The organism is Streptomyces sp. RB17, assembly GCF_009604455.1.
In the GTDB taxonomy this organism is placed as follows: domain Bacteria; phylum Actinomycetota; class Actinomycetes; order Streptomycetales; family Streptomycetaceae; genus Streptomyces.
Genome location: NZ_WEGL01000012.1, coordinates 158,641 through 175,166 on the forward strand (window position 1 = coordinate 158,641; position 16,526 = coordinate 175,166).

Annotated in this window: 15 protein-coding genes and 2 pseudogenes; 10 read left to right on the forward strand and 7 right to left on the reverse strand. The window is 70.1% G+C overall.

Annotation, left to right across the window (positions count from 1 at the left end; all coding sequences use genetic code 11):
- Positions 1 to 141 precede the first annotated feature (141 nt).
- From SRB17_RS48690 to SRB17_RS48295, 3 genes are all read left to right on the forward strand, one after another.
- A complete protein-coding gene (locus SRB17_RS48690; RefSeq protein WP_416237125.1) occupies positions 142 to 390 on the forward strand; it encodes a 2OG-Fe(II) oxygenase in 249 nt (82 codons plus the stop codon).
- Positions 391 to 491: 101 nt separating this feature from the next.
- A complete protein-coding gene (locus SRB17_RS40040) occupies positions 492 to 3,146 on the forward strand; it encodes a fibronectin type III domain-containing protein (protein ID WP_153546336.1) in 2,655 nt (884 codons plus the stop codon).
- A gap of 154 nt (positions 3,147 to 3,300) precedes the next feature.
- Positions 3,301 to 3,495: a helix-turn-helix domain-containing protein gene (locus tag SRB17_RS48295; RefSeq protein ID WP_323377365.1), complete on the forward strand. Its 195-nt coding sequence runs from the start codon at positions 3,301 to 3,303 to the stop codon at positions 3,493 to 3,495.
- 425 nt (positions 3,496 to 3,920) lie between these two features.
- Here SRB17_RS48295 and SRB17_RS40045 read toward each other — a convergent pair whose 3' ends face one another.
- The 5 genes from SRB17_RS40045 to SRB17_RS40065 all read right to left on the reverse strand — a co-directional run bounded on the left by SRB17_RS40045 (position 3,921) and on the right by SRB17_RS40065 (position 8,749).
- Entirely contained in the window at positions 3,921 to 4,817 is an 897-nt protein-coding gene (locus tag SRB17_RS40045; RefSeq protein WP_153546337.1) for an ABC transporter substrate-binding protein, read from the reverse strand.
- A gap of 122 nt (positions 4,818 to 4,939) precedes the next feature.
- Entirely contained in the window at positions 4,940 to 5,698 is a 759-nt protein-coding gene (locus SRB17_RS40050) for an SDR family NAD(P)-dependent oxidoreductase (protein ID WP_153546339.1), read from the reverse strand.
- Positions 5,695 to 6,384: a TetR/AcrR family transcriptional regulator gene (locus SRB17_RS40055; protein WP_228396543.1), complete on the reverse strand. Its 690-nt coding sequence runs from the start codon at positions 6,382 to 6,384 to the stop codon at positions 5,695 to 5,697. Before SRB17_RS40055 ends, SRB17_RS40050 begins: the two co-directional genes overlap by 4 nt.
- Positions 6,385 to 7,247: 863 nt before the next feature.
- The gene (locus SRB17_RS40060) at positions 7,248 to 7,841 is read right to left on the reverse strand and encodes a TetR/AcrR family transcriptional regulator (RefSeq protein ID WP_153546455.1); all 594 of its coding nucleotides are present in this window, start codon (positions 7,839 to 7,841) and stop codon (positions 7,248 to 7,250) included.
- 326 nt (positions 7,842 to 8,167) lie between these two features.
- The gene (locus tag SRB17_RS40065; protein ID WP_228396544.1) at positions 8,168 to 8,749 is read right to left on the reverse strand and encodes an ester cyclase; all 582 of its coding nucleotides are present in this window, start codon (positions 8,747 to 8,749) and stop codon (positions 8,168 to 8,170) included.
- Between the two features lie 161 nt (positions 8,750 to 8,910).
- On the opposite strand from SRB17_RS40065, the gene SRB17_RS40070 reads away from it, so the two are divergent.
- Complete coding sequence (locus SRB17_RS40070; RefSeq protein ID WP_153546343.1) at positions 8,911 to 9,522, forward strand: TetR/AcrR family transcriptional regulator; 612 nt, start codon at positions 8,911 to 8,913, stop codon at positions 9,520 to 9,522.
- Positions 9,523 to 9,612: 90 nt separating this feature from the next.
- On the opposite strand, the gene SRB17_RS40075 is transcribed toward SRB17_RS40070, so the two are convergent.
- Both SRB17_RS40075 and SRB17_RS40080 read right to left on the reverse strand, forming a co-directional pair.
- Positions 9,613 to 9,876 carry a hypothetical protein gene (locus SRB17_RS40075; RefSeq protein WP_153546345.1) on the reverse strand — a complete coding sequence of 88 codons (264 nt, stop codon included), beginning with the start codon at positions 9,874 to 9,876 and terminating at the stop codon, positions 9,613 to 9,615.
- A 222-nt stretch (positions 9,877 to 10,098) separates the two neighbouring features.
- Positions 10,099 to 10,980: an iron-containing alcohol dehydrogenase gene (locus tag SRB17_RS40080; protein WP_153546347.1), complete on the reverse strand. Its 882-nt coding sequence runs from the start codon at positions 10,978 to 10,980 to the stop codon at positions 10,099 to 10,101.
- Positions 10,981 to 11,190: 210 nt separating this feature from the next.
- Between SRB17_RS40080 and SRB17_RS40085 the strand changes: the two are divergent.
- The 6 genes and pseudogenes from SRB17_RS40085 (at position 11,191) to SRB17_RS40110 (ending at position 16,453) form a co-directional block, all read left to right on the forward strand.
- Positions 11,191 to 11,974 (forward strand): annotated as a pseudogene (locus SRB17_RS40085) (CoA transferase subunit A).
- The gene (locus SRB17_RS40090; RefSeq protein WP_153546349.1) at positions 11,974 to 12,618 is read left to right on the forward strand and encodes a CoA transferase subunit B; all 645 of its coding nucleotides are present in this window, start codon (positions 11,974 to 11,976) and stop codon (positions 12,616 to 12,618) included. The pseudogene SRB17_RS40085 and the gene SRB17_RS40090 overlap by 1 nt, the downstream one beginning before the upstream one ends.
- Positions 12,615 to 13,856, forward strand: a pseudogene (locus tag SRB17_RS40095) (thiolase family protein). Before SRB17_RS40090 ends, SRB17_RS40095 begins: the two are co-directional and overlap by 4 nt.
- A 190-nt stretch (positions 13,857 to 14,046) precedes the next feature.
- The gene (locus tag SRB17_RS40100) at positions 14,047 to 14,670 is read left to right on the forward strand and encodes a TetR/AcrR family transcriptional regulator (RefSeq protein ID WP_323377367.1); all 624 of its coding nucleotides are present in this window, start codon (positions 14,047 to 14,049) and stop codon (positions 14,668 to 14,670) included.
- Positions 14,667 to 15,422 carry an SDR family NAD(P)-dependent oxidoreductase gene (locus tag SRB17_RS40105; RefSeq protein WP_153546353.1) on the forward strand — a complete coding sequence of 252 codons (756 nt, stop codon included), beginning with the start codon at positions 14,667 to 14,669 and terminating at the stop codon, positions 15,420 to 15,422. Before SRB17_RS40100 ends, SRB17_RS40105 begins: the two co-directional genes overlap by 4 nt.
- Before the next feature lie 152 nt (positions 15,423 to 15,574).
- Positions 15,575 to 16,453, forward strand: coding sequence for an ABC transporter substrate-binding protein (locus SRB17_RS40110; RefSeq protein ID WP_153546355.1), 879 nt, complete (start codon positions 15,575 to 15,577; stop codon positions 16,451 to 16,453).
- Positions 16,454 to 16,526: the final 73 nt, after the last annotated feature.

A 16,526-nucleotide genomic window follows, 5' to 3' on the forward strand; every position in this document is an offset into this window, starting at 1 on the left:
TGGCGCCGCCCGCAACATCACCCGGTCGCTTCGGCGGCGACACATACTGATCCCTCGCGACTCCTCGTCGGCCACCTGCAGATGCTCCCGCCGAGCACGCTCACCGCCATCCCCAGTGGTGACGGCTGACTGCACTCCCACGTGGCATTCGTTGCTGGGAGTCGAGGGTGTGCAGTTCCAACACAGGGCTGCGGTCGCCGGCGCTGGCAGTCATCGCCACGGCATCCGCATCTGTCGCTGCAGCGAGCCCGGGTCCTCTCCCGCCGCGGCTGGTCGGGTGCGCCGATGCAGCATGGCGTCAGCACCGTGCGGCCCGGCCGCCGGCGCACCCTCGGACGGGTCTTCAACGACGCGACGTGGGTCGCCCGATGCCACTCCTCCGATGAATGATGCTCAAATCCCTTTTTCGCAGCGCAGTTCCTGCGCATTTCGTTGACCGTACATGACATAGGTCGTATGTTTCCCGCGATTCCCCGACTCTCTGGAGGAGGATGGCCGTGTCCCGACATCCACTGGTACCGGCCCTGGCGGCGCTCGCCCTCGCCGCGGGTGCCCTGGTCGCGGCCGCACCCGCGGACGCCGCACCGCGGGCGGACGCGGGCGCGGCGTCCGACGTTTACGTAGCACCGAACGGCGACGACCACGCGAGCGGTGACGCCAGGCATCCGGTGCGCACGCTGCAGCAGGCCCAGCAACTGGTACGGGCGCGTGACGGCCACCTTTCCGGCGATCTCACCGTGCATCTGGCCTCCGGCACTTACCGGCTGTCCGCGCCGCTCACCCTCGACGCCCGCGACTCCGGTTCCGGCGGCCACCAGGTGGTGTGGCAGGGCAGCGGCGCGTCCGTGATCAGCGGCGGCCGCCAGGTAACCGGCTGGCACGAGGTCCCCGGCCATCCCGGCCTGTGGTCCGCGCCCGCACCCCGAGGGCTCACGGACACGCGGCAGCTGTACGTCGACGGCGTGCGCGCCGACCGCGCCGCGGGCGAGGTCCCGGTCACCCTGACCAGGACCGACACCGGGTACACCGCCTCCAGCGACACCCTGGCCCGCTGGCCCGACATCGCTGGCGCCGAGTTCGTCTACACCAGCGGCGAGGCGCTGTGGAACATCCAGCGCGACGGCCTCGGGCAGTGGACCCAGCCCCGCTGCGACATCGCCTCGGCCTCCGCCACGACGATCACCATGGTGCAGCCGTGCTGGAACAACTCCAACAAGCGGGTGGAGTTCCCTGACATCCCCGGCCGCACGGTCAGCATGGTCGGCCCCGGCTCGCTCACCAACGGCGCCCACGCCACGTACATCGAGAACGCCCGCGAACTGCTGGACACTCCAGGCGAGTGGTACCTGGACCGGGGCGCGCACACCGTCTACTACATGCCGCGCAAGGGCGAGAACCTGCACCGCGCCGACGTGGAGGCGCCGCTGCTGGACAAGCTCGTCGACGGCCGCGGCACCACGACCGCACCGATGCACGACATCGCCTTCCGCGGGCTGCAGTTCAGCTACGCGACCTGGCTCACGCCGTCCTCACCCGAGGGCTTCTCGGAGATCCAGGCGGGCTACACCATCTCCGGCCCCACCGGCTACGCCACCGAGGGCCTGTGCGGCTTCGTCCAGGGCGGCGCCTGCCCGTTCGGCGCATGGACGAAGGAACCCGGCAACGTCAGGGTCTCCCACGGGCGCAACATCGACTTCTCAAGCGACGCCTTCGTCCATCTCGGCGCGGCCGGACTGGAGCTGGCCGACGGCACCCAGGACTCCCAGGTCCGCGGCAGCGTCTTCACCGACATCTCCGGCAACGGCGTGGAGATCGGCGGCGTCGGCAACGCGCTGCCCGCCGATGGCGGCGACGTCACCCGCAACGTGGAGGTGAGGGACAACCATCTCTACGCCCTGCCACGGGAGTTCACCGGAGGCGTCCCCATCGTCAACGGCTACACCCAGCACGACCTCATCTCCCACAACCAGATCGACCACGTCGGCTACTCCGGCATCTCGATGGGCTGGGGCGGCTGGCCGGACAAGATCGGCTCTCCGGCCACCCCGAACGACAGCCACGACAACACGGTCTCCGACAACCTCATCACCGACTACATGCAGGGTCTGGACGACGGCGGCGGCATCTACACCCAGGGCATGACGGGCACCTCGATGGCCGACGGGGAGAAGGTCACCGGGAACGTCATCCACACCCAGTTCGGCCTGGGCAAGAGCGTCTACACCGACAACGGCTGCACCTACGAGACGGTCTCCGGCAACGTCCTGTACGGGGCGTCGTACGCCAACGTCGCAAGCCGCCACACCGACTACCGGGACGCCCTCGGCAACAACGACCCGACGCTGGTGTCCGGCAACTGGTGGGAGCAGGGCGACGCCGACAGCTCCAACAAAGGCCTGGTCACGCAGGGCAACCACATCATCGCCTCGCCGGCCGACGCCCCGGCCGACATCGTGGCGAACGCCGGGCTCGAGCCGGCCTACCGCTGGCTGCTCGGCAAGCAGTTCGGCGCGGTGTCCGTGCCCGCGGCGCCGACCCGCGTCGGCACCTCGACCGGCGCCGACGGAACCCTGCTGATCACCTTCAATCCGGTCTGGACGGACGGCGGTTCGCCCGTCACCGGGTACCGGGCCACCGCCGTGGACGCCGCCGGGCACATCGCGGCGACCACCACGGTGCCGGCCGCCGAGTTCGGCACCTCGGCGCTCATCACGCTCACCGGGCTGACCGACGGCACTCCGTACCGGGTTACCGTCACCGCGCTCAACTCCCTTGGCAGCAGCGCACCATCGCTTCCCTCCGCTCCTCTCGCCCCCGCCGCCGGCAGCGTTCTTCCGTCGGCACCCACCGGGGTCAAGCTGCACGCCCAGGCGACCGCGGCCACGGTGTCGTGGACCCCGCCGACCGCCACCGGCGACTCGCACGTCACCGGCTACCGGATCGTGCTGACCGACCCGGCGGGAACGGCCCGGACGGTCCAGGTCACCGGGCGGGACGCCCTGGTGACGCAGCCCTCGGCGAAGGGCATGTTCCGGGTCGTCGGCGGCCTGAGGTCCGGCACGTCCTACACGGTGACCGTCGCCGCGGTCACCGGCACCGGGACCGGGCCCGCCGCCACCGCGACGGGCACCACCCCCGCCGAGTAGACCGCGCGGCACGCGGGACCCGGCAGCGACACGGGTCCCGCGTGCCCCGCGCCGCCTTGCAATGCACCGTCTCAGGAATCGAGCATTAGGCCGTGGGTGGGGGCGAGCATTCCGTCTGCGGTGGTTGCGGGTGCTCGAGGGCGGGTGCTGGGTCATGGTGCTAAGGGCACGGCCGGGACTTGACGAGGGCGAGCAAGCGGTGGTCCCCTGCCCGGCGGCTGCCAGGAAGGCGCCGAAGGTTCTGGTGGAGCGGTGCCGGATGGTCGAGCTGAGCTGGGACGGCTGGCTGGTCCCGCAGATCGCTGACGCGGTGAGGTGCAGTCAGAAGACGGTGTTTCTTGGAGGTTGAGCCAGCAGGCGCCGACCGGGACCCCGTGCTTGCTGTGCGCCGCGCGGGCGCGGAAGCAACGGGATGACCTTCGCCCAGGAAGAGCCGTCCGCATAGGCGCCGTGCACGAGTAGGACGTCGCGCACTGCGGGTCTGCGGCCACGGGTTGCCGCCCGGGCTGCGGCGCCCCGGAGAGCGTGGCTGCGGCGACTCCCGCGTGGACGCCGCCTCTGCGCTGGGCCTCTGGGTGCGCGCGGGACAGGAGCGGGACCGGCTTGAGGAACGCGGTGTGACGGCGGAAGAGGCCGGTGAGTTCGTGGACGGCCGCGGTGATCAGCTCGTCGGGCGCCGGTCCCTGCCACGGTGAGGGCTCGGCGAAGACCTCCTGGTCGGCCGCGATACGCGCGACCGCCACCGGATTTCCGGCCCAGGTCACTGGCACGGTCCTACCCGTGGAGGGCGGCTGCCGTGCGGTAGAACTCGGCTGCGGTGACGGTGGCGGGGACGCCGAGCTCAGCGGCGACCGCGGTGATCGCGGCATCGCCGACAGCGAGATCCGCCTGGCCGTCGGTGGTGTAATACGGCGCGATGAACGCCTCGTAGTGAGCCCGGGCCTCGTCTTCGGTATGCCGGCCGAAGAACTCCTGCATATGGCGCACCGTGGTGTCGGGATCGTTGTGGATCACCTGCAGGGCGCGCCGGTGAGCCCGTACGACGGCCTGGACCGCGGGGCCGTCCGGATCGATGTAGGTGGGGTCGACGACAAGGCCGACGGTGGGGATCTGGAAATGGTCGCCGACCCAGGCCAGTACCTGCCAGCCGTACTCGGCGGCTATCGCCTCGGGCGCCATGGTGCTGCCGACGTAGGCGGCATCGACCTTGCCTTCCTGCAGCCAGCGCAAGTCCATGCCGTAGTCGCCGGGACGGCGCACGACGCACTGGACATCGCGGTCCGGGTCGAGGCCGGCCTTGCGCAGGACGATCCGGGCGAAGCACCCCGGTGGAGTGTGGGGCGCGTGTACCGCCAGCCGCCGGCCGACCAGGTCGGCCAGGGAGGTCAGGCCGGGGCGGGCCAGGAACCAGAACAGCGGGCGCTGGGTGTTGACAGTCAGCGCGACCCACGGGATGCCACGGGTCAGCCGGGACAGCAGTGTCCCGCCGACCCCGATGGAGATGCAGCGGCGCAGCCGCTCGGCGTCACCGCCGGGGGCGACCCAGGGGATGCCGTCGCGCAGCGAGACGTGGACCCCCTCCTCGGCGTAGAAGTCCTGCTGGTCGGCGATGTACGCGACCAGTTCCTCGTGCAGTCCCCGCCCGACGTAGGCGAGATCGATCGTGTGCATGGATGTTCCCTTGATCGTGTCACCGTCCTTGCGTCCGCGCGGGCGGTGGGCCCTGTTGCCTCGGCCCCGCGGCACCGAGGTGACGGGGCAGGTGCAGTCCGGCAGCCGGCCGGACCAGGACGTCAGTACATGAGCAGCCCGCCGTTGACGGCGGCCGTGGTCCCGGTCATGAAGGTGTTGTCCTCGCCGGCATAGAAGGCGACCGCCTGAGCGACGTCTTCAGGGCGCGCGAGTCGGCCCATCGGGGTCGCGGCCAGCCGTCGCTGCTTCATCTCGTCGTCGACCACGTTCGCCCCTACGCGGGTGCCCTCCACCGCGCCGGACTCGACGACGTTGACGGTGATGCCCCGCGGGCCCAGTTCCTGGGCGAGGTAGCGGGCGAACTGCGCCAGTGCGGCCTTGGACGTGCCCAGGGCGATCATGCCCTGCCGGGGCTGGCGGCTGAGAACGGTGCCGAGGTAGATGATGCGCCCCCGACCCTGCCGGGTCATGGCGGGCAGCACGGCCTTGGTGACCGCGAACGCCGCATGCATCTCGGCTTCGAGCTTGCCGCCCAGTTCGTCCCAAGTGATGTCCTCGAACGGCTTGACCACGTACGGGATGAGCGCGTTGTGCACGAGCACGTCGATGCCGCCCCAGGCCGCCTGGACCTGCTCGACCATCCGCTCGACCGCCGCCGGCTCGCGCACGTCGGCCTGCACGGCCATGGCCCGGCCGCCCGCGGCCTCGATGCCGGCCACGACCTCCCCGGCCGCCTCAGCACTGCTCAGGTAGTTGACCACCACTCGCATGCCCTGAGCGGCCAGCAGGCGCACGGTGGCCGCACCGATCCCGCTGCTGGACCCTGTCACCAATGCCACCCCACCGGTCGCTGCCGTCATGCGAGGCTCTCCTGTTCGCCCTCGTTGGGCGTCGACGAGGCCGCCCGTCGTTGTCCGTCGTCAGTGCCGGCGCGTGATGGGCGGACGGCCCCGTAGAGCACGGTCTCGACGGTTGCCCGCAATAGATCAGCCGCGGTCCAGCCGAGTTCGTGCGGCAGCCGCGAAGCGATCAGCCGCTCCAACGCACCGCGGGTGATCTCACTGATCAACTCGGGCGGTACCGGCACCAGTCCCTGTCGGTGCCCGTCCCGGAACAGCTCGTCGAGCCGCCGGTAGACCGCCGTTTCCACGCGTTGCTCGACGTACTCGCGCAGCATCACATCGCCCTGCCCCGCCGCGAGCTGGGCCGCGCCGATCCGGCCGAGCTCACTGCCCGCCGCGATCAGGAACCGCTGGATCCGCACGTCGAACGGCTGCCCTTCCGCGTCCTCGACCGCCTCCAGCAGCGTCTGCTCCACCGCCGTGAGCTGCCGGTCCAGGACCGCGGCCAGCAGGCTGCGCTTGTCCGGGAAATGCCGGTAGATCGTCTTCTTGCTCATCCCGAGCTCACGAGCGAGATCGCTCATTCTCACCCCGGTGAAACCTGGCGCGAGGAACACCCGGCCGGCCGCCGCAATGATCGCGTCGGCACGTTGTTCCTCACGCAAGGAAACCCGGGAAACTACATTAGTTTCCATAGGCCCCATGCTGTTCTCCTCACCCAGTCGCTGTCAAGGCGCACCGTCACACCTGGTCAACGCCTGCGCGGCGCGACCGGGCGCTGCGCGCACGGGACCGCAGACCAGGCTGATCGCGGAAAAATGGAATCGTGAACACCAAAAGTGACGGCACACCTGTTGCCCTCATGTCCTGCTTGCCGGGGCGGTAGCCACTGCGACGATGCAGTCGCTCGCCACCGACCTGCCGACTTCCGGTAGACGTCGGGTGGTGCGGCGATGCCCGCAGCTGTTACGTCCGGCCGAGCCCTGCCGGCCGTACTGGACCTGTTCGGGAAACGGGCGGCAACCTGCGGGGGCATGTGCGGGCGCAGGAAGCTGCGGCACCCGGCGAGGCAGAGTCGTCCGACCAGATTTCAGAGAGACCGACCCCCAGGAGTCGGCACAGGCCTCCCGCATCCGACCGGGCACCTCCAGGAGTCCGGGCCGGCGCTCCATCCACGAACTCGGCATCCGGTCGGAGGCATACAGCCCAGGTCGACCTCGCTTTCGCCGCGCCGAGCGGGTGGGCCCAGACCGCCTCGGCCTCGGCCTCGGCCTCGGCGTCTGAGCGAGGACGGACAATCACAGGCATTCCGTTCGGCCGGAGGCATCGCTTCCTGCCAAGGCCAAGCCAGCCGGTCAGGTCAGTCCCAGCGCTGCGGCCGGTGGCGTTCGCCCGTCGAGGAGCGGGGTCCGATGCGTGCTCCTGGTGCGCCGACCGGAAGTCCCCCTGCGGAACGCGCTCTCGGCCTCCCGGCCGGCGCGGCGAATGACAGGACCTCCCATGCCTCTAGTGGGGGAATGCGTCGGTCGTTCCACCAGGGCGAACGGAGCCTGCCGCGGCCCCGACTCTAGGAGGCTGCGCCGAGAGCGACACGCAGGGGAGGACTGTAGGTCCGCACCATGTCATCAGCCGCCATGGAAGCGATCGGATCGATGCGGAGGATGTAGCGGGTCACGATCAGGCCGATGAGCTGACCGCAGAACGCCACAGCGCGCTCCCTGGCGTCCCAGCCGCCGATCCTTGCCGCGATTTTGTCGATCAGTTCCCTGCCCATCATCTCCTTGACCAGATCGGCGACGGCCGGCTCCCGTACGGCGCCGGCCACCAGCGCACGCAGGGGCGCACCGGTTTCGGGGTCTTCCCACAGCGACAGGAGAGCGCGCAGAGCACGCTCGGGAAATGCGGCCACATCCCCGTCGGTTGCGCGCCCGAGGACAGCGAACGGGTTGACGCCGAGGTCGAGTGCCGCGGTCAGCAGGCCTCGCTTGGAGCCGAAGTAGTAGCTGACCAGAGCAAGGTCCACACCTGCCTCAGCTGCAATCGAGCGCAGGGTGACGGCCTGATATCCGCCCTCGAAAAAGCGCCGACAGGCGACTTCGAGGATCTGCGCCCGGGTGTCGGGCTTGCCGGGCCTGCGCCCCCGGGAACCGCACGAATTCATCACCGTTGAGATACTAGCGGCGGCACTTCCGGCACCCGGGGCCGGATGCCGGTCACACGACCGGAGAGAAGATCACTCGGGTGGGCAAGGGGGAACAGACGACCAAGCGCCGAAGCCGTTCGCGATCGGGTGCCGAAGTGAGGCGGGGCCGGGGGCGTGCAGGATCGGGTTGACGGCCACCACCGGGAGCCGTCCTGAGCCCGTCGCCCCCCGCCCGGCGCCTGGAGCCGGTTCCCGGACCACCGTCTCTCAGGCAGCGATCGATCCCTCCGCGGACCATCACGGTCCGCGGAGTTCGGGCGTCTCCGGCGTGGAAGTACGTGGGCTCAGCCGCGGTGTCCCGGCATGCTCTGCCCGTGCCGAAGCAGTGCGGCCGCCTCGGTGGCTTCGGCGGTCACCCTGGCAGCGGCGCGGGCGGCCCGTCCGGTCACGCGCCAGGCGACCATGCGGAGTGCCGTGGACGGGGTCGGCGGAAAGACGCCGAGCTGGCCGAGCATGGCGATGTCGTCGCGTACGGCTTCATGTCGCACCACCTTGCCGTCACGGAGGCCGAGCACATGGATTTGTTCGAAGTCGATGTCCCGGCCGGTAGGGGGTATGGCCTGGTCCAGTGCGCCGTCGCGGAAGCGGACGAAGGCACCGGTGTGACGGCCTTGCATACGCAGCCGCACCCAGATCTCGCCGTCGTCGAGCGCGCTGCCGAGCACCGGGAAACGGAGGTCGCTGAAGGCGGAGCGCATCCACGCGCCCGAGGCGAGGACCCCGGCCGGGCCCGGCTGGACACAGGCCTGGGGGGCCACCGTCGCCTCACGGTTGCGGAAGTCCTCGTGGACGACATCGGCGGCCAGTGCCGGATCACCTGTTTCGAGGACCCGGAAGAGTCCGCGAGCCAGTTCTGTGGTGTCCATTCCCATGGTGTGGGCGCCTCTCGTCGGCTGTGTGTCGCGGTCATGAGCCAGCCGGACCGATGGGCCGGCGGCACGTACGTGCTCCGCACCGGGCTGCGGCCGACCGCCTCGCCATTGAGGTTATAGCACGCCTAATGAATTCATTGCGATAGCATGTGATCATGTCGTCGAAGCGTTCCTACGTCTCCCCGCTGCGCGAGCAGGCGGCGGCACGGACGCGCGAGCTGATCATCGAGCAGGCCACCCGACTGTTCGCCGAGCGCGGCTACGGGCGGGTGACCGTCGCCGACATCGCCACGGCCGCGGGTGTGGCGTCGAAGACCGTCTTCGCGAGCGTCGGGAGCAAGAGCGACATCCTGAACCGGATCGTCGACCAGGGCGTCAGCTCCTCCGGTTACGAGCAGGCGATGAGTGCGTTGCTCGCAGAGCGGACACCGGAGTCGGTGCTGAGGACGTTGGCTCACGGCACACGGATGGGCAACGAGGGTCAGTCGACCGTGCACGAGGCGATCCGAAAGGCCCTGCCCGTCCACGAGGACGGCCAGGCCCTGTGGGAGCGCGCCACCGCGGACTACCGCGAGGCACTGCACAAGGCAGCGCGCCATCTGCACGCCCTGGGCACCTCGCCCCCCTACCCGGTGAAGGAAACAAGCGACCTGCTCTGGCACTGGTTCGGTCCCACCAGCTGGCGCACCCTGGTTGTCGAGAGCGGCTGGTCCTGGGACCGCGCTGAGGACGTCCTCTACCGCACGGCGCTCGCCGCGCTCCGGTGACACGCGTATCAGGGAATCCCCGTCGCCCGACTTCCCGCCACCACTCCGCGCCCGCTTCGGCACTGCCGCGCAGGCAGCGGTGCGACTCGGTCAGTACGACAGGACAGCCTCCGCGGGCTCAAGGTCCCATCTGCCGAGGAAGTCACGGTGCAGGCACCGTAGTTCGGCCCACCCCTGGTCAAGAACGATGTCGTTGCGCCGTCCGCGCTCGGCAGACGTCGCGGCCAGATCAGCGGCGATCCGCCGGGCCTGTTGTCGGTCTCGTGCGTTGTCGACCACGTAGAAGCAGTGGACCGTGCGGTCGGGCGCAACGTGGTAGCGGAATCCGACCAGCCAAAGGGCGGTGTCACTCATTGCCGGTTCCTCGGCTTCAAGGATGGAGAGTCAGTTCTCACTTCATGGCGCGATGATTCTCATGACCGGTCGCCAGCCAAGCCGAGAGCCAGGGCTCCAGTCCGTTCTCGGGTTTCTCGTGGGTCGCTTCATTTTTGGGAGAGGTCTCGGATTCATCCGGCGTGGGGACCGGAACCGTGGGGGTAGCGCTCATCGCGCCGACACTCCGGAATCCCGAGCTTGTCATGCGTCGAAGCGGTCGGGGTCGGCGGCCTTCCGGTCCGCCGCCCATGTCTCGGGCAGGTCGATCAGCAACTGCCCCGGGACCAGCCAGTCGTAGAGCTCCGCGTAGGACAGGACAGTGACCGGGTCCACACGTCGGCGCAGCATGTACGGCCGCAGATCGGCGGGTTCACGCACACCCAGCGAGGCGATGATCTGCTGGGCGCTCTTCACCGTGGCGGAATGAAACCGGTGGACCCGGCCCGACTTGTCGTCGACGTTCAACGCTCGTGCGCGGCGCGGGTCCCGTGTGGCGACGCCGACGGGGCAGGCGTTGGTGTGGCAGCTCTGCGCCTGAATACATCCGATGGCGAACATCATGGCGCGGGCCGCATTGGTGAAGTCCGCCCCCTGCACGAGGCGCTTGACGATGTCGGCTCCCGTGGCCACCTTGCCGCTGACGCCGATCTTGACACGGTCCCGCAGGCCGGTCGGAAGCCCGGTACGTGCGGCGATCGCCTTGCCCAGGCCGACGGTCGAGCCGCCGCCGATGGCGAGCACCGCGTCGGCTCCCACGGACCGGGCGTACGCGACCGCCTTCCCGGTGACCTCGACCGGGGTGTGCGGGGCCGCCTCCGCGAACGTCCCCGCGGCTGCCGCACCCAGCAGTTCGCCGGTCTGCGCGGCCTGGTCCGCCTGGTCGGGCGTGCACAGGACGAGCACACGGCCGCATCCGAGAGCATCGGCCTCTTCGGGAATGCGGCTGCGGGTACCACTACCGAAGACCACCTTGGTGATCTGTCCCCGGTGCACGAATGTCTTCATGATGATTTCCTCGGTCCTGCGGCTCCTTTGATGAGGGAAGGAAGCCTCACCGGGACGAGGTGGGTCAACGGAATCCATGGGGGATAACGCGGACCGGCGCCGGAATACCCAGTTCACGCGACGCGCGCCTCCGCACCTACCGGCGGGCCGCCTCCGATATCACTCATCTGCGGGATGCCCGCGCAGAGCGGGGCGTTGGACCGTGGACGCATCCGGGCCAATTCTTTTTCATTGCCTTACAGAAACGGGTTCGACGGGTCCGCACTGGTGAAAGGCAAAGTAATAAACATGGACAAAGTGGTCGCCACGGCCTTGGAGGCGGTGTCGGACGTGCCCGAGGGCGCATCGCTGGCGGTGGGCGGGTTCGGGTTGAGCGGTGTGCCGAACGTGTTGATCGAGGCGCTGTTCGACCGAGGGGTGTCGGGGCTTTCGGTCGTCTCCAACAACTGCGGCGCGTTGGAGACGGGTCTGGCGGTGCTGCTGGCGGCGGGGCGGATCGGGCGGGTGACGGGCTCGTACGTCGGGGCGAACAAGGAGTTCGCGCGGCAGTATCTGGCCGGGGAGCTGGAGGTGGAGCTGATCCCGCAGGGCACGCTGGCCGAGGCGGCTGCGGGCCGGAGGCGCGGGGATTCCCGCTTTCTACGCCCCGGCCGGGGTGGGTACGCAGGTGGCCGACGGCGGGCTGCCGTGGCGGTACGACGGCTCGGGCGGGGTGGCGCTGGCCTCGCCGCCCAAGGCGGTACGGACCTTCGACAGCGTCGAGGTGGTGCTGGAGCGCGGAATCCGTACCGACTTCGCGCTGGTCAGGGCCGCCGAGGGCGACCGACACGGCAACCTGGTGTTCAGCAGGTCGGCCCGCAACTTCAACCCGTTGGCCGCGATGGCGGGACGGGTGACGGTCGCCGAGGTGGAGGAGCTGGTGGAGCCGGGCGCGCTCGATCCGGACGCGGTGCACGTGCCCGGGATCTTCGTGCAGCGGGTGGTGGCGCTCACCCCGGACCAGGCGACGGACAAGAGGATCGAGCAGCGCACCGTGTCCGCGCCTGCCGCACGAGGGCCGGTGAGGGGCTGATGGCCTGGAGTCGTGAGGAGATGGCCGCCCGGCCCGCACGGGAGTTGAGGGACGGCAGTTACGTCAATCTCGGCATCGGACTGCCGACGCTGATACCCAACCACCTGCCCGAGGGGGTGGAGGTGGTGCTGGAGTCGGAGAACGGGATCCTGGGCACCGGTCCCTATCCCACCGAGGACCAGGTCGACCCCGACCTGATCAACGCGGGCAAGGAAACCGTGACGGTGCTGCCGGGTGCCTCCTTCTTCGACTCGGCGTTGTCCTTCTCGATGATCCGCGGCGGCCACATCGACGTCGCCGTGCTGGGGGCGATGCAGGTGTCCGAGCACGGCGACCTGGCGAACTGGGCGATCCCCGGGAAGATGGTCACGGGGATCGGCGGGGCGATGGACCTGGTGCACGGTGCCCGTACGGTCGTCGTCGTGATGACGCACACCGCCAGGGACGGCTCGGCCAGGATTCTCGCCGAGTGCACGCTGCCGCTGACCGGAAGGCGTTGTGTGCACCGGATCATCACCGACCTCGGCGTCCTCGACATCACCGACGAGGGCCTGGTGCTGGCCGAGTGCGCACCGGGCGTCGGCGTCGAGGAGATCATCGCCAGGACCGGCGCCGAGCTGAGTGTCGCGGAGGGCCTGAAGTGAAGAACGTGTACATCGTCGACGCCGTGCGGACCCCGATCGGGCGTCACAACGGCGGCCTGGCCGCGGTACGCCCTGACGACCTGGCCGCCCACACGATTCGCGAACTCCTCGCCCGCAGCTCCCGGTTGGATCCGACGCGCATCGCGGACGTGTACTTCGGCAATGCGAACGGCGCCGGCGAGGAGAACCGCAACGTCGGTCGCATGACGGCGCTGCCGGCCGGTCTGCCCACCAGCGTTCCGGGTGTGACGGTCAACCGGCTGTGCGGCTCAGGCCTGGAGGCCGTCGTCCAGGCCGCCCGGGCCATCGCCGTCGGCGACGCTTCCGTCGCCGTCGCCGGCGGCGTGGAATCGATGACCCGGGCCCCTTACGTGCTGCCCAAGAGCGACCGGCCCTTCCCGGCCGGTCACGCCAAGTTGTACTCCACGACCCTGGGCCGGCGTCTGGTCAACCCGAGGACGGAACCGCGGTGGACGATCCAGCTGGGCGAGTCGGCCGAACTCATCGCGGACAAACACGGGATCGGCCGGGAACAGCAGGACGAGTTCGCCTTCTCCTCCCATCGGAAGGCCGCGCGTGCACAGTCGCAGGGCCTGTTCGACGCCGAACTGGCGCCCGTGCCGGTCCCTCGGCGCACGGGCGGGCCCCACCTGTTCGCCACCGACGAGTCCGTACGCCCGGACGCCTCGCTGGACGCGATGGCCGGGCTCAGCCCGCCTTCCGCACCGCGAGCGAAGCGCGGCGGGGGTCCTCCCGGCCGACGTCCGGTGGAGGCACCGTGACCGCGGGCAACGCCTCCCCGCTCAGCGACGGCGCCGCCTCCCTGCTACCTGGCCGACGAGGACGGTCTGGAGGCCGTCGGCCGCGAACCGCCGGCGCGTGTCGGCGCTAGTGCGGTGTCCGCGGTCGACCCGGACTACTTCGGCCTCGCCCCCGTCGAGGCCGTCGACCGGGCGCTGGCCAAGGCCGGCCGGACCTTCGCCGATCTCGACGTGCTGGAACTGAACGAGGCGTTCGCCGCGCAGGTTCTGGGATGTGTGGCCGAATGGCCCGAGTTCGATCCGGCGATCCTCAATCCGCAGGGCGGCGCCATCGCCCTCGGGCACCCCCTCGGCGCCTCTGGCGCCCGCCTCGCCGGCACCGTCGCCCACCAACTCGCCCGCCGCGGCTCCGGCACCGGCATAGCAACCCTCTGCATCGGGGTCGGCCAAGGCCTCGCCCCGGTCCTCGAACGCTGACACGGGCACACGCCCGCATCGCCGGCGATCGCGGGGGCGCGGCACCGAGAGGTCTTGCGCCGCTCTGCTGCTCGCCCGCCGCGGACGACATGCCTTGACATGACGTAGGCAGGCGCCCAGGATGAAAACTATGGAAACTAATCCAGTATCAAACGTTTCCTCAGTCGACCGGCGGGGCGCCGAGGCGATCGTGGAGGCAGCCGGCCGGTTGTTCTTCGCGCCGGGCTCCATGCGGGTCAGCATGGACGATCTGGCGCGTGAGCTGGGGATGAGCAAGAAGACGATCTACCGGCACTTCCCGGACAAGCGCAGCCTGCTGACCGCGGTGCTGGACCGGCAGTTCGCGGCGGTGGAGCGCACGCTGACGGCGGCGGCCGAGGACGCGGAGGGGCAACCGTTCGATGTGCGGGTCCAGCGGTTCCTGATCGCGGCGGGCACCGAGCTCGAACGGATCGGCGCGGCGCAGCTCGCGACAGGGCGCGGCGGCGACGCGATGCTGCGCCAGTACGTGGAACAACGTGTGGACGCGGTGATCTACCGGAGGATCGACGACCTGCTCCAGGACGGTCACCGGCGGGGACTGCTGTCGGCACCGCCCGAGCTGCTCGGTGAGATCACCCGCGGCGCCCTGGAGCGGCTGTTCACCTCCCGGCTGCCGTACGAACTGGACTGGACCGCGGCGGACCTGCTGCGGGCGACCGTCGACACCGTGCTGTACGGGGCGATCCGCTCCACCGGCCCCGCGTTCGACGGCGAACGACTCGGGGCGGTCATCCCGACGGCCCGCGACGACGAAAAGGAGGTGAGCCCATGACCGGGACGACCGGCAGGGTGGCACTGGTGACAGGGGCCAGCAGCGGAATCGGTGCGGCCACCGCACGCCTTCTGGCCGCGCGCGGAATGCGCGTGGTGGTCAACTACCTCAGCAGCGCCAAGGCGGCCGAGGAAGTGGTGGCCGACATCGAGACCGCCGGCGGCCAGGCCATGGCCGTACAGGCCGACGTACGTGAGGTGGCGGCGGTCGAGAGCCTCGTGGAGCGGGTCGGGGCCACATGGGGCGGCGTCGACGTGCTCGTGCACAACGCGCTGATCCCCTACGTGGTCAAGTCCTTCCAGGACATGACGTGGGAGGAACTGGGCGGCAAGCTCGACGCCGAGATGCACGCGGCCTTCGCGGTCACCAAGGCCGTCCTGCCCGCCATGACCGAACAGGGGTGGGGGCGCATCGTCTATCTCGGTACCGGCCTCAGCCGCCGACCCCGGGAGGGCATGATCGCGCTGGGCACGTCCAAGGCCGCACTGGAGCAGTTCGCCCGGTACCTCGCCCAGGAACTGGGCCCGCGGGGCATCACGGTCAACGTCGTCGCGCCCGGCCCGGTGGAGACCCGTACCACCGCTGATCTGCTGGACGACGCGACAAGGCAGCGGCAGGTGACGGCCACTCCCCTGGGCCGCCTGGCACACCCGGCCGATGTCGCCCAGGCGGTCGCCTTCTACGCCGATGAGGACAACGCGTTCATGACGGGCACCACGGCCGCGGTCAACGGCGGAATGGCCATGTACTGACGCCTCACCGACGCCCCGGCACCCGGGGCCGTTCGGTCCCGGTCCGGCCGACGGCTGGACCCTATCCGGTACACCGTCACCCGGGCCCGGACACCGCGGTGCCCGTAACGGGCCCGGTCGCACGACGGTGACACGATCAAGGACGAGCACTCATGCACACGATCGATCTTGCCTATGTCGGGCGGGGCCTGCACGAGGAACTGGCCGCCTACATCGCCGACCAGGAGGACTTCTACGCCGACGAGGGCGTCCACGTCGCGCTGCGCGACGGCTGCACCTGGGACGATGAGCGGCTGCGCCGCTGCGCCACCATCGGGCTCGGCCGGGCACTGCTGTCCCGGCTGACCGACGGCACTCCCTGGGTCGGGCTCAGCGTCAACACTCACCGGCCGCTGTTCTGGTTCCTCGCCCGCTCCGGCCTGACCTCTCTGTCCGACCTGGCCGGCCGGCGGCTGGCGGTGCACGCCCCGCACACCGCGCCGGGGTGTTTCACCAGGATCGTGCTGCGCGGGGCGGGTCTCGACCCGGACCGTGACATCAAGACCGTCGTCCGCCCGCCCGGCGACTACGGCATGGACCTGCGTCGGCTGCGCGACGGCGAGATCGACGCTGCTCTGGTCGGCAGCACCATGGCGCCGGAGGCGGTGGCCGCCGAGCACGGCTGGGAGGTGCTGGCCTGGATGGGGGACCATTTCCAGATCCCCACCGTGGGCCTCGCCGTCGACCCCACCTACACCGACCCGGACGACCCCGCGGTCCAGGCCGTCCTACGAGCGCACCGACGCGCCCTGCAGGTGATCCACAACGACCCCGACACCACCGTGCGGTACATCCAGACGTTCCTCGGCGGACACACCGCGGACGAGGCCCGAGCTCACTACAAGACGTTCATCGCACCGCATTTCACCACCGACGGCCTGGCCGACCTGGCCGTCGGCGACAGGGCGATCACCGCGGTCGCCGCCGAACTCGGCGTCCCTGCCACCGTCACCGCGGCCGAGTTCTACCGCACGACGCCCACCACGTCCTAGAGGTGGGTTTCCGAAACGGCGTCCACGGATCCGTGCCGTGGACGCCGGGGCGAAGGTCCGGGCATCTCGTTCT